This window comes from Streptomyces sp. NPDC107498 (genome assembly GCF_055582805.1).
In genome coordinates this window covers 86,452-108,565 of record NZ_JBVJPE010000003.1, presented here as the reverse complement: position 1 = coordinate 108,565, position 22,114 = coordinate 86,452, and the positions used below count along the sequence as shown (strand labels likewise).

Sequence of the window (22,114 nt, the reverse complement as noted above, 5' to 3'; positions counted from 1 at the left end):
GTTACCGCGACTGCTGGGCCGGGACGCCGGCCGTGCGCTCGTCGTCGATCGGGGAGCCGGCCGCCGCCACCGCGGCACCGGTCAGCGTCGCCAGCATCTCGCGGACGTTGGTCAGCTGCGCGTTGATCGAGTCGCGGCGGTTCGTCAGCGCCGCGAGCTCGCGCTCCGATTCCGAACGGATCCGGTCGGCCTTGGCGTTCGCGTCGGCCACGATGTCCTCGGCCTGGCGCTGCGCGGTCTCCACCGTCTGACGGGCCCGGCGCTCCGCGTCCGTCCGCAGCTTCTCGGCCTCCAGGCGGAGCTGCTCGGCGCGGTGCTCGATCTCCGCGAGGCGCTTCTCGGCCTTCGCCTGACGCGAGGCCAGGTCGCGCTCCGACTGCTCGCGGCGCTTCGCCAGGTTCGTCTCGAAGTCCGCGGCGGCCTGGGCGGCCTTGGCGCGGGTCTCCTCGAAGAGGGCGTCCGCCTCCTCGCGCTTCGACTGCGCGTCCTTCTGGGCCTCGGCACGCAGCGAGTTGGCCTCGCCCTGCGCCTTCTCGACGATCCGGACGCCCTCGTCCTCGGCCTTCGCCTTGCGCTCGGCCGCGAACGACTCCGCGTCGTTGCGCACCTGCTGGGCGGCCGACTCGGCCAGCTCGCGGTGCTGCTCGGCGGCGCGACGGGCCTCCTCACGCAGGTCCTTCGCCTCCTCCTCGGCCAGCCGGAGGATCTTCTCGACCCGGGCGCCGAGCCCCGCGTACGACGGCTCGGCGTCGGTGACCTGTGCCTGGGCGTTCTGCGTCTCGAGGTGGAGCTCCTCGATGCGCTTCTCCAGCGAGGTGATGCGGGACAGGGCGCTGTCGCGGTCGGCCACGAGCTTGGTAATGCGGTCGTCCACCTGACCGCGGTCGTAACCGCGCCGCACGAGCTCGAAGCCGAAGGGGGAGGAAGTGTCGCTCATGGGGTTCCTGTCGAATGAGACCGGTGAGGTGTTAGAGGGAATCCTAGGGGCCGAAGCGGCGTGTCATCGAGCGTATGCCCGTTTGATCTGGAGAATGTCCAGCCTTTTGAGTGGCTAGCCGTCCTGGGACTTGCCACTCGTCCGGGTGGAACCCGCCGACGCACCCGCCTTGACCCCGTCCTTTCCGGACGACGGGGTCTCGAAAGACTCCAACGCCTCCAGCACGTCCTGGACACGGGAGATCTCGGCATTGATGTCCTTGCGACGGCGCGTCAGCACCTCCAGCTCGCGCTGACCCTCCTGGACCGTCTTCTCCGCTTCGGCCTCGGCCTCCGCGCGGATCCGCTCGGCCTCCGCCTTCGCGGCCTCGGCCTCCGCGATGATCGAGGCCTTCTTCTGCGCGGCCTCCTTGAGGAGCGCGTCCGCCTTGCGGACCGCGGCGATCCGGACCTTGCTCGCCTCCGAAGTCGCCTCGGAGACCAGCTCCTTCGCCTTCTCCTCCGCCTCGGCGCGCTGCTCGGTCGCGGCCTTCACCAGCTTGTCGACGCGCTCGCCGGCCGTCTTCATCTGCTCGGCCGTCTCGCGCCGCGCCCGCTCGTGCAACTCCTCGATCTCGCTCTCGATCCGGCCCCGCAGCTCCTCGGCCCGCTCCCTTATGGCCGTCGCGTCGCTGCGCGCCCCGACCAGGAGCTCGTCCGCGTCCGTACGGGCCTTCTCCACCAGCGTGTTGCCCTCGACGGTGGCCTCGGCGACGATCCGCTCGGCCTCCTTGCGGGCCGCGCCCACCATCGTGTCCGCCTGCGACTCGGCCTCCGTGGTGGCGCGCAGCGCCTCCTCCTGGGCCTTGGCGACGAGCTGGTCGGCCTGCTCGGCCGCGTCCGAACGCTTCCGGGCCCCGGCCTTCCGGGCCTCGTCGAGGGTCCGGTCCGCCTCCTCGCGGGCCTCCGCGCGCATCTGCTCGCCCGCCGCGGCGGCCTCGGCCTTCACCCGCTCCGACTCGGTACGGATCCGCTCGGCGTCCCGCAGGGCCTCGGCGATCGCCTCGGCGCCCTCGGCGCGCAGCCGCTCGGCCTCCTCCGAGGCCGCCGCGACGGTCCTGCCCGCCTCGGCGCGGGCGTCCGCACCCACCGAATCGGCCAGCTCGGCCGCCTCGTTCACGATCCGCTCGGCCTCGGCCGTGGCCTCGCCGACGAGGGCGTCGGCCTGCCCGGCCGCGTCCGAACGGCGCTTGTCGGCCGCCTTGCGGGCCTCGTCCAGGATCTGTTCGGCGTCGGCCAGCGCGGCGTTGCGCAGGGCCTGCGCGTGCGCCTCGCCGTCGGCCTTGACCTGCTCGGCCTCGGCGCGGAGGCGGGCGGCGTCCTGCTCGGTGGTCTCCATGAGCTCGACCGCCTCGGCGGTGAGCCGCTCGGCTTCGGCGGTGGCCTCGCCGATGAGGGTGTCGGCCTGCTCGGCGGCGTCCGAACGGCGCTTGTCGGCGGCCTTGCGGGCCTCGTCGAGGACCTGCTCGCCCTCGGCGCGGGCCTCTGCCCGCAGGGCCTCCGCCTGCGCCACCCCGTCGGCCTTGACCTGCTCGGCCTCGGCGCGGAGGCGGGCGGCGTCCTGCTCGGTGGTCTCCATGAGCTCGACCGCCTCGGCGGTGAGCCGCTCCGCTTCGGCGGTGGCCTCGCCGATGAGGGTGTCGGCCTGCTCGGCCGCGTCCGAACGGCGCTTGTCGGCCGCCTTGCGGGCCTCGTCGAGGACCTGCTCGCCCTCGGCGCGGGCCTCTGCCCGCAGGGCCTCCGCCTGCGCCACCCCGTCGGCCTTGACCTGCTCGGCCTCCGCGCGGAGGCGCTGGGCGTCGCGCTCGGTCGTCTCCCGCAGCTCGGCGGCCTCGGCCGCGATCCGCTCGGCCTCGGCGGTGGCCTCGCCGATGAGGGCGTCGGCCTGCTCGGCGGCGTCCGAACGGCGCTTGTCGGCGGCCTTGCGGGCCTCGTCCAGGGCCTGCTCCGCCTCGGCGGCGATCCGCTCCGCCTCCGCCCGCGCCTCGCCGACCGTCGTCTCGGCGCGCCCGGCGGCCTCCGAACGGATCCGGTTCGCGTCCTCCCGGGCGTCCGCGCGCGTACGGGCGGCGTCCTGCTCGGCCGAAGCCAGCGAGTCCGTCGCCTCGGTCCGCACCCGCTGCGCGTACTCGGCGGTGTCCGTCCGCAGCTTCTCCGCCTCGGCGAGCGCGTCCGCGACCGTCCGCTCCGCCAGCGCCTTCGCGGCCTCCGACTCCTCCTGGGCACGCGCCCGCGTGCGGACGGCGTCCTCGGACGCCCGCTCCCGCTCCTCGTACGCGTCGGTGCGGACCCGGTCCGCCTCCTCCTGCGCCTCGGTGCGCGTCCGCTCGGCCGCGTGCTCGGCGGCGCTGCGCAGCCCGGCGATCTCCTCCTCGGCCTGCTCGCGCAGACCGGCCACCGAGTCCCGCACCTCCTGGGCGGTCTGTTCGGCGGCGGTGACCATCTCGGTCGCCCGCGCGTCCGCCTCCTCGACCAGGCGCTGCGCCTCGGTCTGCGCCTCCTCGACCCGCTTGCGGGCGGCGGCCAGGAGCTCCTCGGACTGCGCGCGGGCGTGCTCGCGCTCCCGGCCGGCCTCGGAGCGGGCCGACTCGAGGGTCTCCTCGGCCTCCCGGCGGCGCCGGTTGGCCTCGTCCCGCGCGGCGGCCAGGGCCTCGGCGGCCTCGGCGGCCACCCGCTCGGCGGCGGCGGCGGCCTCGGCCCGCACCCGGTCGGCGGTCTCCTGGGCCTCCGAGCGCAGCCGCTCGGCCTCCTCGGACGCCTCCGTGCGGAGCCGTACGGCGGCGGCCTCGGCCTCGGTACGGGTGGTGGAAGCGTCCGACGCGGCCTCGGCGCGCAGCCGCTCGGCCTCCTGCTCGGCCTGCTCACGGAGGGACCGGATCCGCTCGGCGGCCTCGGTCCGCAGCCGCTCGGTCTCCTCGGCGGCCTCGCGCCGGATCCGCTCGCCCTCGGCCCGGGCGTCGGTGAGCTCCTCACCGGCGGCCGCGACCTTCGCCTCGGCGTCGGCGTGCAACCGGGTCAGCTCCTCGGCGGCCTCCGCGCGGCGCGCCTCGGCGGCCCGCTCGGCGTCCGCGCGCAGCCCGGCGGCGGCCTCCTCGGCCGCCCCCTTCACCGACTCGGCCTGCTCCTCGGCCTCGGCGCGCAGCCGCTCGGCCTCGGCGCGGGTGCGCTCCAGGGTCTCCTCGGCCTGGGCGCGGAGCGTCTGGGCGCGCTCCATCGCCTCCGACTTGACCCGCTCGCTCTCGGCACCGGCCTTGGTGCGCAGCTCGTCGGCGTCCGTACGGGCCTTGGTGAGGAGCTCCTCGGCGGTCCTGGCCGCCTCCTCGATCTGCTGGAGGGCCTCGCGCCGGGCCTCGCCGCGGATCCGCTCGCCCTCGTCGACGGCCTCGGCGCGCAGCTGCTCGGCCTCGCCGCGCAGCCGGCGGGCCTCCTCCTGGAGCTCGACCGTCTTGGCGCGGTACTCCTTGGTGTCGTCCTTCGCCGAGCCGAGCAGTTCGTCGGCCTGCTCCCCGGCCTCGGCGCGCAGCCGGTCCGCCTCGGTCTCGGCGTCGCGGCGGACCCGCTCGGCCTCCTCGGCGGCCTTGCGGGTGGTCTCCCGGGCGTCCTCGGACGCCTTGGTGAGGATCTCCTCGGCGCTGCGGGCGGCCTTGGCGAGCGCGGCGGCGGAGTCCTCGGCGGCGGCGGTGACGGCCTTCTCGGCGGCCTCCGTGACGAGCCTCTCCGCCTCGGCGGAGGCCTCGCGGAGCTTCTCTTCGGCCTCCGCCTTGAGCGCCTCGGCCTCCTTGGTGGCCTCGCCGACGAGCCGGGCGATCTCGGTCTTGGCGGTGCGGGTGCGCTGCTCGTTGACCGACTCGGCGGAGGAGAGCTGCCGGGCGGCGGCCTCCTTGGCCTCGGTGAGGGCCTTCTCGGCCTCGGCGCGGGCGAGCCGCAGCCTCTCCTCGGCCTCCTGCATGCGCTGTTCGGCGGCGCGGGAGAGCTCGGTGGCCTGCCGGCGGGCCTGGTCGGTCTCGGCGGCGGTGGTCGAACGCAGCTGCTCGGCGTGGCTGGTGGCCTCCTGCGCCTGGCTGGAGGCGGCGCTCAGGAGCCGCTCGGCGTCCTTGCGGGCGCGCAGCAGAATCGCTTCGGCCTCGGCGCGGGCGGACTCCGCCTCGGCGCCGACGCGGCGGCTGGTCTCCTCGGCGAGCCGGGTGGCCTCGGCGCGGGCGGCGGCGAGCGCCTGCTCGGCCTCCGCGCGGGACTCCTCCATGAGGCGGCGGGCCTGGGACTCCGTGCGGGCGCGCAGCTGTTCGGCCCAGGCGACGTTCTCGTTGACGTGCGCCTCGACGGTCTGGCGGCGCTCGTTGAGCTCCTGGTCGAGCTGCTGGCGGCGCTGGACGGCCTCGTTGTGCAGCTCGGCCTGGAGTCGGGCCTGGTGCTCGGCGTGCTCCTGGAGGATGCGCTGGGTCTGGGCGCGGGCCTCGCGCAGTTCGCGCTCGGCGTCCTGACGGAGCTGCTCGGCCTGCGCCTGTGCGTTCCGCAGCATCTGTTCGGCCTGGTAGCCGATGTCGGCGCTGTCGTAGGCGGGCCGGGAGGCGATGGTGCGGCGCGCCTCGTGGAGCTTGGCGCGCAAGACCTCGACCTGGTAGCCGAGGTCCTCGGCATGCTGGACGGCCTTCTCGCGCTCGGTCTTCAGCCGGTCCATCTCGGCTTCGAACCTGGCGAGATGGTCGTCTTCAGCTCGGTGGCTCTCCTGGCGTTCGTAGCCCCGCACTGCGCGGTCCCATCCTTCCCCGAGCTCTTCGAGCAGGGGATACCCCAACCCTGATCGCAACTCCTACGAGCACGCCCTCACGGCCGAGGACGGGCCCCCGGGGAATCGCGGCAGATCGGACGACCCCGACATTCCGTCTTCGGTGCCGCACGGAGCGGCCCCGACCGGCCCCGGCCCGGAGTCGCCCACTCTACCGGGCCAGGAATCCGGAGGTCAGTGCTCCGCTGAGGAGTGGTCAGCGGACGGCTTCGCCGAGGTGACCAGTTCCGTGAGGACGCCGTGGCAGTCCTTGGGGTGGAGGAAGGTGATCCGGGAGCCCATGGAGCCGATCCGCGGCTCGTCGTAGAGGACCCGGACGCCCTTGGAGCGGATGGCCTCGGCGTCCCCGTCGACGTCGGCCGTGCCGAAGGCGATGTGGTGCACGCCCTCGCCGTTCTTGGCGAGCCACTTGCCCACCGCCGAGTCCTCCCGGGTGGGCTCCAGGAGCTGGAGGTAGGAGGCCCCGCCGTCCGAGGTGTCGTTGATCTTGAGCATGGCCTCGCGGACGCCCTGCTCTTCGTTGACCTCGGAGTGGAAGACCTCGAAACCGTACGTGGCACGGTAGAACTCGACGGTCTTGTCCAGGTCGAAACAGGCGATCCCGATGTGGTCGATACGCGTCAGCATGGCTCCAGTGCACCCCCGCGGGGATGGTTACGCAACGTGCGCGCCGTCACACCGTCCGGCCGATGACCCGGCGCCGCGCGCCTCAGTACATTGGCGGTAAACCCTCGTTCACCTCTCATCCCTAGGGGCCGTGCCTCATGTCTGGAACGACCGGTACCACCTCAGTGATCGTCGCGGGCGCCCGCACGCCCATGGGTCGCCTGCTCGGCTCGCTCAAGTCCTTCTCGGGCGCCGACCTCGGCGGCTTCGCCATCAAGGCGGCCCTCGACCGGGCCGGCATCGGCGGCGACCAGGTGCAGTACGTGATCATGGGCCAGGTGCTCCAGGCGGGCGCCGGTCAGATCCCCGCCCGTCAGGCCGCCGTCAAGGCCGGCATCCCGATGAACGTCCCCGCGCTCACCATCAACAAGGTGTGCCTGTCGGGTCTCGACGCCATCGCGCTGGCCGACCAGCTGATCCGCGCCGGCGAGTTCGACGTCGTCGTCGCCGGCGGCCAGGAGTCCATGACCAACGCCCCGCACCTGCTGCCGAAGTCCCGCGAGGGCTTCAAGTACGGCGCCATCGAGATGCTCGACGCCATGGCGTACGACGGCCTCACCGACTCCTTCGAGGGCATCGCCATGGGCGAGTCCACGGAGAAGCACAACACCCGTCTGGGCATCCGGCGCCCCGAGCAGGACGAGATCGCCGCCCTCTCGCACCAGCGCGCCGCCGCCGCCCAGAAGAACGGCGTCTTCGAGGCCGAGATCACCCCGGTCGAGATCCCGCAGCGCAAGGGCGAGCCGGTCGTCTTCTCCCAGGACGAGGGCATCCGCGCGGAGACCACCGCCGAGTCCCTCGGCAAGCTCCGTCCGGCCTTCGCCAAGGACGGCACCATCACCGCCGGCACCTCCTCGCAGATCTCCGACGGCGCCGCCGCGGTCGTCGTGATGAGCAAGGCCAAGGCCGAGGAGCTGGGCCTGGAGTGGATCGCCGAGATCGGTGCCCACGGCAACGTGGCCGGCCCGGACAACTCGCTCCAGTCGCAGCCGTCCAACGCGATCCGGCACGCCCTCGGGAAGGAGGGCCTGGAGGTCTCCGACCTCGACCTGATCGAGATCAACGAGGCCTTCGCCGCGGTCGCCGTCCAGTCAATGAAGGACCTCGGCGTCACACCCGAGAAGGTGAACGTCAACGGTGGCGCGATCGCCCTCGGCCACCCCATCGGCATGTCCGGCGCCCGCGTCGTGCTCCACCTCGCCCTGGAGCTCAAGCGGCGCGGCGGCGGCGTCGGCGCGGCGGCCCTCTGCGGCGGCGGCGGGCAGGGTGACGCGCTGATCGTCCGCGTGCCCGGCAACGGCAAGTAAGCACCCGATCGAGGAGCAGCGCAGATGGTGGACGTCCCCGAACTCGTCGCCCAGGCACGGGAGGGCAGGCCGCGGGCCGTGGCCCGGCTGATCTCGCTCGTCGAGGGGGCGTCCCCGCAGCTGCGCGAGGTGATGGCGGCGCTCGCGCCGCTCACCGGCGGCGCGTACGTGGTGGGGCTGACCGGCTCGCCGGGCGTGGGCAAGTCCACGTCGACGTCCGCGCTGGTCTCCGCGTACCGCCGGGCCGGCAAGCGGGTCGGCGTGCTCGCCGTCGACCCGTCCTCGCCCTTCAGCGGGGGAGCGCTCCTCGGTGACCGGGTCCGGATGTCGGAGCACGCCTCCGACCCGGGCGTCTACATCCGCTCCATGGCGACCCGCGGCCACCTGGGCGGGCTCGCCTGGTCCGCTCCGCAGGCCGTTCGCGTCCTGGACGCGGCCGGCTGCGAGGTGGTCCTCGTGGAGACCGTCGGCGTCGGCCAGTCGGAGGTGGAGATCGCCTCCCAGGCCGACACCTCGGTGGTCCTGCTCGCGCCGGGCATGGGCGACGGGATCCAGGCCGCGAAGGCGGGCATCCTGGAGATCGGCGACGTGTACGTGGTGAACAAGGCCGACCGGGACGGCGCGGACGCCACCGCCCGCGAGCTCAACCACATGCTGGGCCTGGGCGAGGCGCGGGCGGCGGGCGACTGGCGGCCGCCGATCGTGAAGACGGTCGCGTCGCGCGGCGAGGGCGTCGACGAGGTCGTGGAGGCGCTGGAGAAGCACCGCGCCTGGATGGAGGAGCGCGGGGCCCTGGCGGAGCGCCGCCGGGCCCGTGCCGCGCGCGAGGTGGAGACCATCGCGGTGACGGCCCTGCGCGAGCGGATCGGCGACCTGCACGGCGACCGGCGCCTGGACGCCCTGGCCGAGCGGATCACGGCGGGTGGCCTGGACCCGTACGCGGCCGCCGACGAGCTGGTCGCGAGCCTGACCGGAAACTGAGGTCCGGAACGCGCGCGAAGGGCCTCCCCGGTCACCCGGGGAGGCCCTTCGCGGATATGTCAGGTCACGGCTTGCCGCGGCGGCCGCGGAGCTGCTCGGCGACCGGCTTGAGGGACTCGTGGAGGTCGCCGAGGGCCTCGCCGCTGAGCTGGTCGATGAAGTGCTTGCGCACCGACTCGACGTGGTGCGGGGCGACCTTGCGCATGGTCTCCATGCCGTCGTCGGTCAGGACGGCGTAGAGCCCGCGGCGGTCGGACTCGCAGTTCTCGCGGCGTACGAGGCCGGCGTTCTCCATGCGGGTGATCTGGTGGGAGAGCCGGCTCTTCGACTGGAGGGTGGCGGCGGCGAGGTCGCTCATGCGCAGCCGCCGTTCCGCCGACTCCGAGAGGTTCACCAGGATCTCGTAGTCGTTCATCGTCAGGCCGAAGGGCTGGAGGTCCCGCTCCAGCTGGTACGTCAGCATTCTCTGGACGTCCAGGAACGTGCGCCAGGCGCACTGCTCGCCGTCGGTGAGCCAGGGGGTGGCCGTCTCGGTCTCCATATATGGATTCTACCTAAGAAGTTGAATACTTGACGAAGTCTGGGAGTGTGACGCCGGGCACCACGCGCCGGGCGTCATGTGCCGGACACCCCTGGTCCGGCGCAGACGTTCGAGGACGTCACACTCCGCAGACTACCGGCTACAGGCCGAAGCGACGCTGGAGGTCGCCGAGCTGGCCGGGAAGGCGCGGTACCGAACCCAGCGCCCCCTGGCCGGAACCAGGCGCCCCGTGCCCGCCCGGAACACCCGCCTGCGCCGGCGGCGCGCCGGTCGCCCGCTCCGCCATCAGCAGCTCCGTCGACTGGAGCAGCACCGTGCCCGCGCCGACGAACTCGAACTGGTGCTCCTCGCCCGAGGTCCCGCCGATGCCCGTCAGCGCGCGGACACCGCCCATCACGCCCGTCATGTAGCCGTGGTCGTAGTGGTGACAGGGCGAGGGGCAGTCCGCCCAGCCGACGAGCGCCTGCGGGTCCACCCGCATCGGCGGCTCCATGAAGACCACCGGGCCGTTCGACGCGGCCACGAACTTGCCCGTGCCGATCAGCGTCACGAACCCCGGCACGATCGACTGCTTCAGCGCCAGCGTCGGCTGGTAGGCCAGCAGGTTCCCCGAGCGGATCGTCAGATTGCCGTCGTCCAGGTCGTACGAGTTCACGTCGAAGGCCCGGTCCGCCAGCAGCATCTTCCCGCTGCCCTCGGCCACCACCCAGTCGCTCGCGTGCAGCGGCGAGTGGAAGGACGTCCGCACCAGCCGGTCGAGCCGGCCGTGCCCGATGCCGTTGAACTCGATCCGCCCGTAGTAGGCGATCATCTTGCCCTTCTGCAGGAACCACTGGCTCCCCTTGAGCTCCACGCAGAAGGTGTACGGATTGACGTTGTCGTCCGACGGAAGGGTCGTCGGGTCGTGGATCACCGGGGTGCTCACAGCTTCTCCTCCGAGGCCTGGACGTACACCACGCCGTTGCCGCTCAGCTCCAGCTGGAACGCCTCGCCGGAACCGCGCCCCACCATGTCGCGCCAGCCCAGTGCCGTGGACAGCTTGTTCCGCACGTCGCCGCGGTGCGCCACGTACGCCTGCGGGTCCACGTGGACCGGGCGGGCCGGGGAGATCGGCAGCTCGATGACGCCGCCGTGCGCCATGACCGCCACCGAGCCGTGGCCCTTCAGGGTCGTGGTGAAGAGGCCCTGGCCGGTCACCTGGCCCCGGACCATGCCCATGACCCCGCCCTGCGAGCCCATGAACATCGTGCCCTGCTCCAGGGTCCCGTCGAAGGCGAGCAGCCGGTCGGCCTCGACGTACAGGGTGTCGCCCGTCAGCGTGATCACCTGGATGTGGTGACCGCCGTGCCCGAACATCACCGTGCCGTTGCCCTCGACGGTCATCAGCGGGGTCGCCTCGCCGGCCACCCGGCGGCCGATCATCGACATCAGGCCGCCCTGGCCGCCCGCCATGTTCGGCGTGAAACCGACGTCGCCGCGGTACGCGAGCATCGCGCCGCGCTGACTGAACATCCGCTGCCCGGGGACGACGGTCGCCTCGACCATCTTCGAGTTGATCTCGCGGAACGGCATCAGACGTCGCCCCCGATCGTGTTGCGCTCGCTCGGCTGCACGTACACGAGGCCGTCGCCCTCGAAGCGGATCTGGAAGGCCTCGCCGCCGCCCTCGCCCATCAGGGTGCGGAAGGTCACCCCGGACTGGAAGTGCTGCTGGAGGTCGCCCTGGTGGGCGATGTACGCGCCGGGGTCCACCTGGAGCGGGTACTGCGGGGTCACCCGCAGCACCACCGCCGGGCCGTCCGACATGATCGCGGCCTGGCCGGTGCCCTCGACGGTCGTGGTGAAGAGACCGTTCCCGGTCGCGCCGCCGCGCAGGCCCGTGAAGGTGGTGCCGGTGCGCAGCCCCGCGTCGGTGCAGAGCAGATTGCTGGCCTCCACCCACAGCTTGTCGCCGTGCAGCGAGACGAGATTGATCTCGGAGGCCCGGTCGGCGAACCAGCAGGTCCCCTGGCCGCGCACCTCCATCACCTCCATCTGCTCACCCGTGAGCCGGCGGGTCACCATGCCGCGCAGACCCTCACCGCCCCCGCTCATCTTCTTGAACGCCATCTGGCCGTCATAGGCGACCATCGAGCCGTTCTTCGCCTTGACGGCGTCGCCGGTCATGGAGACGGCGAGCACTTTGCTGCCTTGGAGTCGGAACGTTGCCACCCCAGGAAGGTACTGGGCCCCCGGCCAAAGAGACAGCAAAGTGGCCGTGCACAATGGACGGGCCCTTGTGCATCCGTTCACAAGATCGAACGAAGGTGACCTCCTCCGTGGACATCAAGACCGCTTCCTCGCTCCACCGGCTCCGGCTCGTCTCCGCCCCGGAGGCCGTCTCGTTCCTGCTCCTGCTGGTCTGCTCGGTGCTCAAGCGGACGACGGACTTCAACGCGGTGCCGGTCATGGGCGCGATCCACGGTGTCCTGTTCGTCCTGTACGTCCTCTTCTGGCTGGACGCCTGGAACAAGACCAAGTGGAGCTTCGGCACGGCCGCGCTCTACTTCGTCCTCTCCGTGCTGCCCTTCGGTGGCTTCGTCGCCGAGCGGAGGCTGAAGCGCGAGGCCGAGGCCGCGGTCATCGCCTCCCGCGCCCGTCGCGAAGGGGTGGTCAACGCATGATCGTCGCGTTCTCCGTGACCCCCCTCGGCGTGGGGGAGGAGGTCGGCGAGTACGTCGCCGACGCCGTCCGGATCGTCCGGGAGTCCGGCCTGCCGAACCGCACCGATGCCATGTTCACCTCGATCGAGGGCGAGTGGGACGAGGTGATGGACGTCGTGAAGCGCGCCGTCGCCGCCGTCGAGGCCCGCGCCCCGCGCGTCTCCGTCGTCCTCAAGGCCGACATCCGTCCGGGCGTGACGGACGGCCTGACCTCCAAGGTCGAGACGGTGGAACGCCACCTCGGCGCCTGACCCGCCCCCGAACCGAAGCAGCCCCCGCCCCTTCCGGGCCGGGGGCTGCTCCTCGTCCTGCGGTTGAGCGAGTGCTCAAAATCGGCTACCTTCACTCGCGGGCAGTTTTGAGCAGTCGCTCAAAACCCCGGACGGGCAGGGGGACGGCCATGGGTCTCTACATCGAGACACGGGTGCGCGCGGACCTGGGGACGCTCTGGGAACGCACGCAGGAACCCGACCGGCACCAGCGCTGGGACCTGCGGTTCACCGAGATCTCCCACCTCCCGCGCGCCGAGGGCGAACCCCAGCGCTTCCGCTACGCGACGCGCGTCCTGCCCTTCCTGGTCGTCGCCGGCACCGGTGTCTCCGCGGGGGAGCGCCACCGGGCCGGCGGCGACCGGGTCTCCGCCCTGCGCTTCGCCTCCCCGCACCCGCTCTCGCTCCTCGCCGAGGGCAGCGGCTACTGGAGGTACGTCCCCACGCCCGACGGCGTCCGCTTCCTCACCGGCTACGACTACCGCCCCCGCTGGGGCCGCCCCGGCCGGCTCGCCGACCGGCTCCTCTTCCGGCCCCTCATGGGCTGGGCCACCGCCTGGTCCTTCGACCGGCTGCGGCTCTGGTGCGAGCGGGGCATCACCCCCGAGCGCTCCCGGAACCGCTGGCTCCTCGAACTCGCCGCCCGGATCCTGCTCGCGACCCTCCCGTGGATCGCGACCACCCTGCCGCTCGGCACCGTGTCGCTCGCCGCGGTCCCGCTCACCGTCCTCGGACTCGCCGCCGCCGTCCTCGTACCGCCCTCCCCGGGCGCCCCCGCGGCCCGCCGCTGTCTGCGCACCCCGCCCGCCCGCCACCGGGAGCCCCGGCTCCTCGCCACCCTGGAGCAGCCGTGACCGCGACCTCCACCGCGCCCTCGATCTTCCGCACCGCCATGGGGGACGCCGCGTTCGAACGGCTGCACCCCGAACTCCAGCGGCGCTTCTCGGTCGGACTCGCGAGCGGCGAGCTGTGCGTCGGACGGGGCGTCATGGACCGGATCTGGCACGGCCGGGCCTTCGTGAAGCCCTTCCTCGCCCTCGGCGGGCTGCGGAACGTCCTGCTGCCCCGCACCGGCCGCGACGTCCCCTTCACCGTCGAGAACGTCCCCTACGCCGACTCGTACGGACGGGAGACCGTCACCTTCGTCCGCACCTTCGCGCTGCCCGACGGCCCCCGGCGCTTCGACGCCACCATGGTCCACAGTCCCGAGCGCGCCTGCGTCCTCGACTACCTCGGCACCCATCAGCACCTCGCCAGCGACCTGCACCCGACCGTCGAACCCGACGGCTCGCTCCTCGTCACCTCCGGCGAACACCGCTTCCGCGAGGGCCCCGTGGACGTGCGCGTCCCGGAAATCCTGGCGGGCCGGGCCGAGGTGCGCGAGTCCTTCGACGAGCGCACCGGCCGCTTCCGCATCGACGTCCGGGTCGTCAACCGGCACTTCGGCCCCCTCTTCGGCTACCACGGGTCCTTCACCGCCACGTACGCCGACGTACGCTCCACCGGGGTGCGCGCGGGGCTGCGCCCGGTGCGCGAGGAGGTACGGGCGTGACGCGGGGCGGTACGGGTGCGGGCGGACGGGCCGCGGCGGGCGTGAAGGCACAGGGCGCGAAGGCGCAGGACGCCAGGAGCCGGGAGACCCGGGAGAAGCTGCTCGACGGCGCCCTGCGCACCCTCGCCGAGCAGGGCATCGCCAAGGCCTCCGCGCGCGCGATCGCGACCACCGCCGGGGTCAACCAGGCCCTGGTCTTCTACCACTTCGGCTCCGTCGACGAACTGCTCTCCGCCGCCTGCCGGCACGGCGCCGAGCAGCGGGTGGCCCGCCACCGGGAGCGGCTGCGCTCCGTCGGCAGCCTCTCCGAGCTGCTCGCCTTCGGCCGCGAGATGCACACCGAGGAGCGGGACGCCGGTCACGTCGCCGTCCTCGGGCAGCTGCTCGCCGGCGCCCAGACCCACCCCCGGCTCGCCCCCGCCACCGCCGCCGGACTCGACCTATGGGTCGCCGAGATCGAGCAGGTCCTCGTCCGGGTCCTCGCCGGGACCCCGCTCGCCGAGTTCACCGACCCCGCCGGGCTCGCCCGCGCGGTCGCCGCCTCCTTCGTCGGCCTCGAACTCTACGAAGGGGTCGACCCGGCGGGCGCGGAGGCCGCGCTCTCCGCCCTCGAACGGCTCGGCGCCCTGATGGCCGCGGTCGAGGAGCTGAACCCGGTGGCGCGCAGGGCCGTCACGTACACCCTGCGGCGCCGGCTGGAACCCTGAGGCTCATCCCGGGTCGGGCCGTGACAGGGCGATGCCCAGCGGGGTCCGCTCGTACAGCACCTGGTGCCCGTACCGCCGCGAGGTCAGCAGCCCCGCGTCCCGCAGCACCGCCAGGTGCGAGGAGACGGACGAGGGCGCCCGGCCCAGGAGGTGGGCGAGCGCCGTGGTGCCCGTCGGCTCGTCGAGCGCGCACAGCACGTCCGCGCGCACCGGTCCGAGCAGCCGGGCCAGCGCCTCCGGCGTGCGGTCGGCGGGCTCCGACCACAGCCCGCCGATGCCGCGCGCCGGATAGACCACCGTCGGCTGCCACGGCGGGTCGAAACCGCTCACCACGTCCGGCCAGGTGAACACCGACGGCATCAGCACGAGCCCCTGCCCGTCCAGCGGCCGGTCGTGCTCCCCCGGATAGGCCACCCGCAGCGTGGCCGTCTCCGCCGCCCAGTCGAAGGCCGGGTGCAGCTCGTTCAGCAGCCGTTCGAGCCCGCCCTCCGCGAGCCGCCGCGAGTGGTACGCCACGTCCGCCTCCAGGAGCGCGCGCAGCCGGGGCCACTCGGGCGCGATCAGGGCCTCCCAGGCGGCCCGGAGCAGCTCGGCGAGCCGCTCCACCGCCCCGGCGGGGTCGACGAGCATCCGGCGCCCCTCCGCCGTGTCCGCGGCCCCCGGCGTCTCGGCGAGCGCCCGCTCGAAGTCGTCCAGGGCCAGCGACGGATCCGTCTCCCGTACGGCCGTGATCTCGTCCTCGAAGGCGGCGGCGGGGCCCAGCGGCGGCGGGTACAGGAAGTCCGGACTGTGTCCGCGCAGCGGCATCAGCAGGTGCAGCGGCCCGAGGTCGAGCTCCCGCGCGGCGCCCGCGATCCGTCGCATCCACGGCAGGTGGTAGCCCTGCTTGGCGGGCCGCGCGAGCACCCGCACCGCGGAGTGCGTCTCCCAGAGCGGCGAGACCGCGAACCGGATCCGCAACGGGTCGGCCTCGCCGAAACGCAGGTGGTACGGCACGGGGCCCTCCGGGGACGCGGCTGGACATTCGCCTGGAGCCGAAAGTCTAGGTCCCGCGCCCCGCCCCGGGCACGCTGCGCCCATGCCCGAGAACACCCACCGGACGCCGCTCCCGGCGCCCGCGCCCACCCCTGTCCCGCTTCCACCGGAGCCGGAGCCGGAGTCGCTCGCCGCCCCCGAGGCCGCGCCGACCTCCGTACGGGCCGCCGTACGGGCCACCGCGCCCGAGGGGCCGCCCGCCACCCCCGGATATCGCGCCGTCTTCGCCGTCACCGAGTTCCGGTTCGTGTTCGCGGCGCATCTGTTCTCGCTGCTCGGGGTCGTCGTCAGCGAGCTCGCGCTCACCGTGCTCGTCTACGACCTGACCCGCTCCCCGCTCCTCTCCTCCCTCACCTTCGCCCTCGGGTTCCTGCCCTACCTCCTCGGCGGCACCCTCCTCGCCGGACTCGCCGACCGGCTGCCGCCCCGACGGATCCTCGTCGTCTGCGACCTCGTCTGCGCCGGCTGCGTCGCGCTCATGGTCGTGCCCGCCACCCCCGTCGCCGCCCTGCTCGTGCTGCGCTGCGCCGTCGCCGTCGTCTCGCCCGTCTTCAACGGCACCCGCACGGCGACCCTCGCCGACATCCTCGGCGAGGGCGAGCTCTTCGTGCTCGGGCGCTCGCTGCTGCGGATCGTGTCGCAGGGCGCGCTGCTCGCCGGCTTCGCCGCCGGCGGCGTCCTCCTCGCCCTCGTCCCGCCGCGCGGCGCCCTCGCCGTCACCGCCGTCACCTTCCTCGTCTCCGCGCTGCTCCTGCGCCTCGGCACCGTCCGCCGCCCGGCCAGGGCGGCCGGGAAGGAGACCGGCAGCGGCCTCGCCGGCACGTGGGCGGTCCTCCGCGACCGGCGGATCCGCGCCCTGATGCTGATGTTCTGGGTGCCGCCGCTCTTCGCCGTCGTCCCCGAGGCGCTCGCCGCCCCCTACGCCGACGAGATCGGCGTCTCCACCGCCGCCCTCGGCCTCCTCATGTGCGCGCTGCCCGTCGGCACCATCGCGGGCGAACTCTTCGCCGGATCGTTCCTCTCCGCCGGGACCCGCTCCCGGATCGTGCTGCCGCTCGCCGTCACCGGCGTCCTGCCGTACCTCCTGTACGCCCCCGAGCCGGGCGTCGCCCTCGCGGCCGTCGCCCTGTTCCTGGCCGGCGCCACCGGCGCGCACACCCTCGGCCTCGACGCCCGGTTCGTCGCCGCCGTCCCCGAGGAGCAGCGGGGGAGGGCCATGACGCTGATGACCGCGGGCATGATGACCGTGCAGGGCGTCGGCATGGCCGGGGCGGGGATCGCGGCCGAGTTCGCCCCCGCGCACACGGTCGTCGCGGGCACGGGCGTCCTCGGCACGGTCTGTCTCCTCGCCGCCGCCGCCGAGCTGCGGGCGACCGAAAGGCGAGACGGGGCTGACCGGCATATGACCAGTCGGTAAGGTCGACGCGTGCCGAAGCCGCTCAGTCTCCCCTTCGACCCCATCGCCCGAGCCGACGAACTCTGGCAGAAGCGCTGGGGCCCGGTCCCCTCGATGGCCGCGATCACCTCGATCATGCGCGCCCACCAGATCCTCCTCGCGGAGGTCGACGCGGTCGTCAAGCCGTACGGGCTGACCTTCGCGCGGTACGAGGCCCTGGTGCTGCTCACCTTCTCCAAGGCGGGCGAGCTGCCGATGTCCAAGATCGGCGAACGGCTGATGGTCCACCCGACCTCGGTGACGAACACGGTGGACCGGCTGGTGAAGTCGGGACTCGTCGCCAAGCGGCCCAACCCCAACGACGGCCGCGGCACCCTCGCCTCCATCACGGAGAAGGGCCGCGAGGTGGTCGAGGCCGCGACCCGCGACCTGATGGGGATGGAGTTCGGCCTCGGCGCGTACGACGCCGAGGAGTGCGCGGAGATCTTCGCCATGCTGCGCCCGCTGCGGGTCGCGGCGCACGACTTCGACGAGGGCTGACCGTACCCCGACCCGGGCGAAGATCGCCCGGATCGTGCCGTTACGCTCGACGGCATGAAATCCAGCGTGCTGACCCGCTACCGCGTCATGGCGTACGTGACCGCGGTCATGCTCCTCATCCTGTGCGCGTGCATGGTCGCCAAGTACGGCTTCGGCGTCGGGGAGGACCTGACCTTCGCGGTCTCCCAGCTGCACGGCGTCCTCTACATCATCTACCTGGTCTTCGCCTTCGATCTGGGCTCCAAGGCGAAGTGGCCGTTCGGCAAGCTCCTCTGGGTGCTGGTCTCCGGCACCATTCCGACCGCCGCGTTCTTCGTCGAGCGCAAGGTCGTCGCCGAGACGCTTCCGCTGGTCGGCGGCGCGCAGGCGCAGCCCGTCAAGGCCTGACCCCCGCCCCCGTGCACACGTACGGGGGTTTCCCGTCGACATGTACTAGGACGTCCTAGTAAATTCGAGTCATGGACGCTGACGCCATCGAGGAGGGCCGCCGCCGCTGGCAGGCCCGCTACGACAAGGCCCGCAAGCGTGACGCGGACTTCAGGACGCTCTCCGGCGACCCCGTCGAGCCGGTCTACGGCCCCCGGCCCGGCGACACCCACGAGGGCTTCGAGCGCATCGGCTGGCCCGGCGAGTACCCCTTCACCCGAGGCCTGTACTCGACCGGGTACCGGGGCCGGACCTGGACCATCCGCCAGTTCGCCGGCTTCGGCAACGCCGAGCAGACCAACGAGCGGTACAAGATGATCCTGGCCGCGGGCGGCGGCGGCCTCTCCGTCGCCTTCGACATGCCGACCCTCATGGGCCGCGACTCCGACGACCCCCGCTCCCTCGGCGAGGTCGGCCACTGCGGGGTCGCCGTCGACTCCGCCGCCGACATGGAGCTCCTCTTCAAGGACATCCCGCTCGGGGACGTCACGACGTCCATGACGATCTCCGGGCCCGCCGTCCCGGTCTTCTGCATGTACCTGGTCGCCGCCGAGCGCCAGGGCGTCGACCCGGCCGTCCTCGACGGCACGCTGCAGACGGACATCTTCAAGGAGTACATCGCGCAGAAGGAGTGGCTCTTCGAGCCCGAGCCCCATCTGCGTCTGATCGGCGACCTGATGGAGCACTGCGCGGCGCACATCCCCGCGTACAAGCCGCTCTCGGTCTCCGGCTACCACATCCGCGAGGCCGGGGCGACGGCCGTGCAGGAGCTGGCGTACACCCTCGCCGACGGCTTCGGCTACGTCGAGCTCGGCCTCTCCCGCGGCCTCGACGTCGACGTCTTCGCCCCCGGCCTCTCCTTCTTCTTCGACGCGCACCTCGACTTCTTCGAGGAGATCGCCAAGTTCCGCGCCGCCCGCCGGATCTGGGCCCGCTGGATGAAGGAGGTCTACGGAGCCAGGACCGACAGGGCGCAGTGGCTCCGCTTCCACACCCAGACCGCCGGGGTCTCCCTCACCGCCCAGCAGCCGTACAACAACGTCGTGCGGACCGCGGTCGAGGCGCTCTCCGCCGTCCTCGGCGGCACCAACTCCCTCCACACCAACGCCCTCGACGAGACCCTCGCGCTCCCCGGCGAGCAGGCCGCCGAGATCGCCCTGCGCACCCAGCAGGTGCTGATGGAGGAGACCGGCGTCGCCAACGTCGCCGATCCGCTGGGCGGTTCCTGGTACGTCGAGCAGCTCACCGACCGCATCGAGGCCGAGGCCGAGAAGATCTTCGAGCAGATCGAGGAGCGCGGTCTGCGCGCCCACCCCGACGGTCGGCACCCGGTCGGGCCGATCACCTCCGGCATCCTGCGCGGCATCGAGGACGGCTGGTTCACCGGCGAGATCGCCGAGTCCGCCTTCCGGTACCAGCGGGCCCTGGAGAAGGGCGAGAAGCGGGTCGTCGGCGTCAACGCCCACCACGGCTCGGTCACCGGCGACCTGGAGATCCTGCGGGTCAGCCACGAGGTCGAGTGGGAGCAGGTCCGGGTCCTCGGCGAGCGCAGGGGGCGGCGCGACGACGCCCGGGTCCGCGCCTCGCTCGACGCGATGCTCGCGGCGGCCCGGGACGGGTCGAACATGATCCCCCCGATGCTGGAGGCCGTCCGCGCCGAGGCCACGCTCGGCGAGATCTGCGACGTCCTGCGCGAGGAGTGGGGCACCTACACGGAGCCCCCGGGCTTCTGAGGGCCCGGGCTTCTGGAGCCTCCGGTACGCCTGAGGGCCCCGGGCTTCCACAGCCTCCGGTGCGCCTGCTGCGCCTAGTACGCCGCCGCCGCGCCCAGGCCGCCGAGGAGGAGGGCGGAGAGGCGCGCCGCCCAGGACCGGTCCACCGGCTCCGCGCTCACCAGGGCGCGGTGCACCACCGCGCCGGCGACCACGTCGAAGATCAGGTCGTCGAGGGCGGCGACGGTGGACACGGAGTGCTCGTCGGGGAGTTCGCCGCGCTGCTGGGCCCGCTCGCGGCCCGCCAGGACCAGCCGCTTCTGGCGGTCGACGATGGAGGCGCGTATGCGCTCGCGCAGCGGCTCGTCCCGGGTCGACTCGGCCACCACGGCCATCAGGGCCGTCTTCGTCTCGGGCCGTTCGAGGAGGGCCGCGAACTGCAGCACCACGTGCTCGATGTCGGCCTGGAGGGAACCGAGGTCGGGCAGTTCGAGTTCGTCGAAGAGGACGGCGACGGCGTCCACGACGAGCTCGTTCTTGTTGGCCCAGCGGCGGTAGAGGGTCGTCTTCGCAACCCCGGCGCGGCCGGCCACGTCCCCCATCGTGAGCTTGGACCAGCCCAGTTCGACCAGGGCCGCGCGGGTCGCCTCCAGGATGGCCGTGTCGGCCTCCGTGGAGCGGGGACGCCCGGTGCGGCCGCTGCGGGGGTTGGTGCGCTTACACATGGAAAGGGACCATACCCGCCGGTAGGTGCACCGCCAGGGGTCGGTGATGTGAGGCAGTTCACCGTACGGATCCCCTCCCCGCCCTCCCGCCGGGTCCCTCCCCGGAGTTACGCTACGACCCGTAGCGAAAGGCATTGAGCGGCCTGAGCGACAACCACAGTGCCGGATGGGGATCCGGTGCGACAGAGGGCGCCGGGTGGGGACCCGGGGCCACCGAAGACGAAGGACCGCGTCGTCCGCGCGTCTCGCACACCGGCGGGAGATGCGCGGACGGCGCGGTTCAGCCACGGCTTACCGGTTACGCGCGCGGAGGGGGGAGGATGTATCCATGCAGCCCCGAAACATGTCCATGAGCGGCGTCGTCGACCTCGCCGCGGTGAAGGCGGCCGGAGAGGCCAAGGCGAAGGCGGAGCAGGTGCGCGCCGAAGCCGCCCGGCAGGGCGGTTCCACCGCCGTGCCCCCGTCGGCCCTGGTGATCGACGTCGACGAGGCCGGCTTCGAGCGCGACGTGCTCCAGCGCTCGGCCGAGGTTCCGGTCGTCCTCGACTTCTGGGCCGAGTGGTGCGAGCCGTGCAAGCAGCTCGGCCCCCTCCTGGAGCGGCTGGCCGTCGAGTACAACGGCCGCTTCCTGCTCGCGAAGATCGACGTCGACGCCAACCAGATGCTGATGCAGCAGTTCGGCATCCAGGGAATTCCGGCCGTTTTCGCGGTGGTCGCCGGTCAGGCGCTGCCGCTGTTCCAGGGCGCGGTGCCCGAGGCGCAGATCCGGGAGACCCTCGACCAGCTGATCCAGGTCGGCGAGGAGCGCTTCGGCCTGACCGGCATCGCCGTGGACGCGGGCGCCGACGCCTTCGACCCGGCGGCGCGGCCGGCCGGCCCGTACGACGCGCTCCTCGAAGCGGCGATGTCCGCGCTCGACGCGGGCGACCTGGCGGGTGCCGTCCAGGCGTACAAGAACGTGCTCGCCGACGACCCGGCCCACCCGGAGGCCAAGCTCGGTCTGGCGCAGGCCGAACTCCTCACCCGGGTGCAGGACCTCGACCCGGCCGCCGTCCGCAGGAACGCGGCGGACGCCCCGGCCGACGTCACCGCGCAGATCGCCGCCGCCGACCTGGATCTGGTGGGCGGCCACGTGCAGGACGCCTTCGGGCGCCTCGTGGAGACCGTGCGCCGCACGGCGGGCGAGGACCGGGACGCGGCGCGGCTGCGGCTCCTGGAGCTCTTCGAGGTGATCGGCGCCGACGACCCGCGGGTGACGGCGGCCCGACAGGCCCTCGCGCGGGTGCTGTTCTAGCCCTCCGTGCGTGCCGGATCGTCTGACGATTTGGCAGCAGCGTGACAAAACGCGGCCGCGCTTTACCAAAACTTGGTAATCGCGGCCGCTGTTACTTGCAGTAAATCGAACCCGGCGTTCTGTCCGGATTCATGTGGCGATCTCCCGACATTCCCCGTCGTTCGAACGCACCCAGCGTGCCCGTTCGGTCCCGCCCCGCCATGGCGTGGTTATCCACCCGTTACTAGCCAGTAACGAACCCCCTTGTGCGGGCGCCCGGAATGGACCACGATCGGCGACGCTCGGTCCGAATCGCATCCCCCGGCAACCACCCGGGAACGCGGCGAGGGTCCCCACCGAGTGGACCGGTGTTCCGGCACCGGTCGTGGACAGGGGGGTTCCCGATCTCACCGACCGGGGCCTGTCCAATCAGGCCGTGCCCGATGGCGCGGCCCATGGTTGTCGCTCGGGGGTGATCGCCGGTGATTCGGACGCGCATCGCGCCGCCTGATGCCTCGGCGC

Annotated in this window: 21 protein-coding genes; 12 read left to right on the top strand and 9 right to left on the bottom strand. The window is 72.9% G+C overall.

The features are described from left to right. Position 1 precedes the first annotated feature (1 nt). The 3 genes from ACZ66Z_RS06170 to mce all read right to left on the bottom strand — a co-directional run bounded on the left by ACZ66Z_RS06170 (position 2) and on the right by mce (position 6,388). Entirely contained in the window at positions 2–937 is a 936-nt protein-coding gene (locus ACZ66Z_RS06170) for a coiled-coil domain-containing protein (protein ID WP_116158785.1), read from the bottom strand. A 114-nt stretch (positions 938–1,051) separates the two neighbouring features. Continuing rightward, positions 1,052–5,722: a polarized growth protein Scy gene (scy, locus tag ACZ66Z_RS06165; protein WP_469932819.1), complete on the bottom strand. Its 4,671-nt coding sequence runs from the start codon at positions 5,720–5,722 to the stop codon at positions 1,052–1,054. A gap of 213 nt (positions 5,723–5,935) precedes the next feature. Further along, positions 5,936–6,388, bottom strand: coding sequence for a methylmalonyl-CoA epimerase (gene mce, locus ACZ66Z_RS06160; RefSeq protein WP_469932818.1), 453 nt, complete (start codon positions 6,386–6,388; stop codon positions 5,936–5,938). 137 nt (positions 6,389–6,525) lie between these two features. Here mce and ACZ66Z_RS06155 point away from each other — a divergent pair, with 137 nt between their 5' ends. Both ACZ66Z_RS06155 and meaB read left to right on the top strand, forming a co-directional pair. Next, positions 6,526–7,734, top strand: a complete 1,209-nt coding sequence (locus ACZ66Z_RS06155; protein WP_469932817.1) for an acetyl-CoA C-acetyltransferase — start codon at positions 6,526–6,528, stop codon at positions 7,732–7,734. Positions 7,735–7,758: 24 nt separating this feature from the next. Next, entirely contained in the window at positions 7,759–8,715 is a 957-nt protein-coding gene (meaB, locus tag ACZ66Z_RS06150) for a methylmalonyl Co-A mutase-associated GTPase MeaB (protein WP_469932816.1), read from the top strand. 64 nt (positions 8,716–8,779) lie between these two features. Here the strand turns inward: meaB and ACZ66Z_RS06145 are convergent, their stop codons facing one another. The 4 genes from ACZ66Z_RS06145 to ACZ66Z_RS06130 form a co-directional block, all read right to left on the bottom strand. Continuing rightward, a complete protein-coding gene (locus tag ACZ66Z_RS06145) occupies positions 8,780–9,256 on the bottom strand; it encodes a MarR family winged helix-turn-helix transcriptional regulator (RefSeq protein WP_116158780.1) in 477 nt (158 codons plus the stop codon). Between the two features lie 139 nt (positions 9,257–9,395). Next, a complete protein-coding gene (locus tag ACZ66Z_RS06140) occupies positions 9,396–10,181 on the bottom strand; it encodes an AIM24 family protein (RefSeq protein ID WP_469932815.1) in 786 nt (261 codons plus the stop codon). Next, complete coding sequence (locus ACZ66Z_RS06135) at positions 10,178–10,828, bottom strand: AIM24 family protein (RefSeq protein WP_469932814.1); 651 nt, start codon at positions 10,826–10,828, stop codon at positions 10,178–10,180. Before ACZ66Z_RS06135 ends, ACZ66Z_RS06140 begins: the two co-directional genes overlap by 4 nt. Continuing rightward, a complete protein-coding gene (locus tag ACZ66Z_RS06130; RefSeq protein ID WP_469932813.1) occupies positions 10,828–11,466 on the bottom strand; it encodes an AIM24 family protein in 639 nt (212 codons plus the stop codon). The genes ACZ66Z_RS06135 and ACZ66Z_RS06130 overlap by 1 nt, the downstream gene beginning before the upstream one ends. Before the next feature lie 107 nt (positions 11,467–11,573). On the opposite strand from ACZ66Z_RS06130, the gene ACZ66Z_RS06125 reads away from it, so the two are divergent. The 5 genes from ACZ66Z_RS06125 (at position 11,574) to ACZ66Z_RS06105 (ending at position 14,485) form a co-directional block, all read left to right on the top strand. Beyond that, entirely contained in the window at positions 11,574–11,918 is a 345-nt protein-coding gene (locus ACZ66Z_RS06125; RefSeq protein WP_469932812.1) for a DUF3817 domain-containing protein, read from the top strand. Further along, complete coding sequence (locus ACZ66Z_RS06120; protein WP_190154743.1) at positions 11,915–12,208, top strand: MTH1187 family thiamine-binding protein; 294 nt, start codon at positions 11,915–11,917, stop codon at positions 12,206–12,208. Before ACZ66Z_RS06125 ends, ACZ66Z_RS06120 begins: the two co-directional genes overlap by 4 nt. 149 nt (positions 12,209–12,357) lie before the next feature. Continuing rightward, complete coding sequence (locus ACZ66Z_RS06115; RefSeq protein ID WP_469932811.1) at positions 12,358–13,080, top strand: hypothetical protein; 723 nt, start codon at positions 12,358–12,360, stop codon at positions 13,078–13,080. 38 nt (positions 13,081–13,118) lie between these two features. Continuing rightward, positions 13,119–13,778 (top strand): DUF4166 domain-containing protein, encoded by a 660-nt coding sequence (locus ACZ66Z_RS06110; RefSeq protein WP_469933188.1) that lies wholly within the window; start codon positions 13,119–13,121, stop codon positions 13,776–13,778. A gap of 41 nt (positions 13,779–13,819) precedes the next feature. Continuing rightward, positions 13,820–14,485 carry a TetR/AcrR family transcriptional regulator gene (locus ACZ66Z_RS06105; protein ID WP_469933187.1) on the top strand — a complete coding sequence of 222 codons (666 nt, stop codon included), beginning with the start codon at positions 13,820–13,822 and terminating at the stop codon, positions 14,483–14,485. Positions 14,486–14,488: 3 nt separating this feature from the next. Here ACZ66Z_RS06105 and ACZ66Z_RS06100 read toward each other — a convergent pair whose 3' ends face one another. After that, on the bottom strand, positions 14,489–15,481 hold the full coding sequence (locus ACZ66Z_RS06100; protein WP_469932810.1) for an ArsR/SmtB family transcription factor: 993 nt from the start codon (positions 15,479–15,481) through the stop codon (positions 14,489–14,491). An 82-nt stretch (positions 15,482–15,563) separates the two neighbouring features. On the opposite strand from ACZ66Z_RS06100, the gene ACZ66Z_RS06095 reads away from it, so the two are divergent. The 4 genes from ACZ66Z_RS06095 (at position 15,564) to ACZ66Z_RS06080 (ending at position 19,615) form a co-directional block, all read left to right on the top strand. Beyond that, entirely contained in the window at positions 15,564–16,937 is a 1,374-nt protein-coding gene (locus ACZ66Z_RS06095) for an MFS transporter (protein WP_469932809.1), read from the top strand. 9 nt (positions 16,938–16,946) lie between these two features. After that, entirely contained in the window at positions 16,947–17,456 is a 510-nt protein-coding gene (locus ACZ66Z_RS06090; RefSeq protein ID WP_469932808.1) for a MarR family winged helix-turn-helix transcriptional regulator, read from the top strand. Positions 17,457–17,510: 54 nt separating this feature from the next. Next, positions 17,511–17,843: a DUF3817 domain-containing protein gene (locus ACZ66Z_RS06085; RefSeq protein WP_469932807.1), complete on the top strand. Its 333-nt coding sequence runs from the start codon at positions 17,511–17,513 to the stop codon at positions 17,841–17,843. Positions 17,844–17,914: 71 nt separating this feature from the next. Beyond that, on the top strand, positions 17,915–19,615 hold the full coding sequence (locus ACZ66Z_RS06080; protein WP_469932806.1) for an acyl-CoA mutase large subunit family protein: 1,701 nt from the start codon (positions 17,915–17,917) through the stop codon (positions 19,613–19,615). A 74-nt stretch (positions 19,616–19,689) separates the two neighbouring features. Here the strand turns inward: ACZ66Z_RS06080 and ACZ66Z_RS06075 are convergent, their stop codons facing one another. Further along, positions 19,690–20,319, bottom strand: a complete 630-nt coding sequence (locus ACZ66Z_RS06075; RefSeq protein WP_469932805.1) for a TetR/AcrR family transcriptional regulator — start codon at positions 20,317–20,319, stop codon at positions 19,690–19,692. A gap of 328 nt (positions 20,320–20,647) precedes the next feature. Here ACZ66Z_RS06075 and ACZ66Z_RS06070 point away from each other — a divergent pair, with 328 nt between their 5' ends. Further along, positions 20,648–21,613, top strand: a complete 966-nt coding sequence (locus ACZ66Z_RS06070; protein ID WP_469932804.1) for a tetratricopeptide repeat protein — start codon at positions 20,648–20,650, stop codon at positions 21,611–21,613. Positions 21,614–22,114: the final 501 nt, after the last annotated feature.

Excerpts from the sequence above, each read along its gene's own strand:
- ACZ66Z_RS06085 (WP_469932807.1), top strand. The coding sequence starts at position 17,511 with ATGAAATCCAGCGTGCTGACCCGCTACCGCGTCATGGCGTACGTGACC.
- ACZ66Z_RS06155 (WP_469932817.1), top strand. The coding sequence starts at position 6,526 with ATGTCTGGAACGACCGGTACCACCTCAGTGATCGTCGCGGGCGCCCGC.
- ACZ66Z_RS06075 (WP_469932805.1), bottom strand. The coding sequence starts at position 20,319 with ATGTGTAAGCGCACCAACCCCCGCAGCGGCCGCACCGGGCGTCCCCGC.
- ACZ66Z_RS06080 (WP_469932806.1), top strand. The coding sequence starts at position 17,915 with ATGGACGCTGACGCCATCGAGGAGGGCCGCCGCCGCTGGCAGGCCCGC.
- ACZ66Z_RS06095 (WP_469932809.1), top strand. The coding sequence starts at position 15,564 with ATGCCCGAGAACACCCACCGGACGCCGCTCCCGGCGCCCGCGCCCACC.
- ACZ66Z_RS06120 (WP_190154743.1), top strand. The coding sequence starts at position 11,915 with ATGATCGTCGCGTTCTCCGTGACCCCCCTCGGCGTGGGGGAGGAGGTC.
- ACZ66Z_RS06110 (WP_469933188.1), top strand. The coding sequence starts at position 13,119 with ATGGGGGACGCCGCGTTCGAACGGCTGCACCCCGAACTCCAGCGGCGC.
- ACZ66Z_RS06145 (WP_116158780.1), bottom strand. The coding sequence starts at position 9,256 with ATGGAGACCGAGACGGCCACCCCCTGGCTCACCGACGGCGAGCAGTGC.
- mce (WP_469932818.1), bottom strand. The coding sequence starts at position 6,388 with ATGCTGACGCGTATCGACCACATCGGGATCGCCTGTTTCGACCTGGAC.
- ACZ66Z_RS06135 (WP_469932814.1), bottom strand. The coding sequence starts at position 10,828 with ATGCCGTTCCGCGAGATCAACTCGAAGATGGTCGAGGCGACCGTCGTC.
- ACZ66Z_RS06170 (WP_116158785.1), bottom strand. The coding sequence starts at position 937 with ATGAGCGACACTTCCTCCCCCTTCGGCTTCGAGCTCGTGCGGCGCGGT.
- meaB (WP_469932816.1), top strand. The coding sequence starts at position 7,759 with ATGGTGGACGTCCCCGAACTCGTCGCCCAGGCACGGGAGGGCAGGCCG.
- ACZ66Z_RS06070 (WP_469932804.1), top strand. The coding sequence starts at position 20,648 with ATGCAGCCCCGAAACATGTCCATGAGCGGCGTCGTCGACCTCGCCGCG.
- ACZ66Z_RS06115 (WP_469932811.1), top strand. The coding sequence starts at position 12,358 with ATGGGTCTCTACATCGAGACACGGGTGCGCGCGGACCTGGGGACGCTC.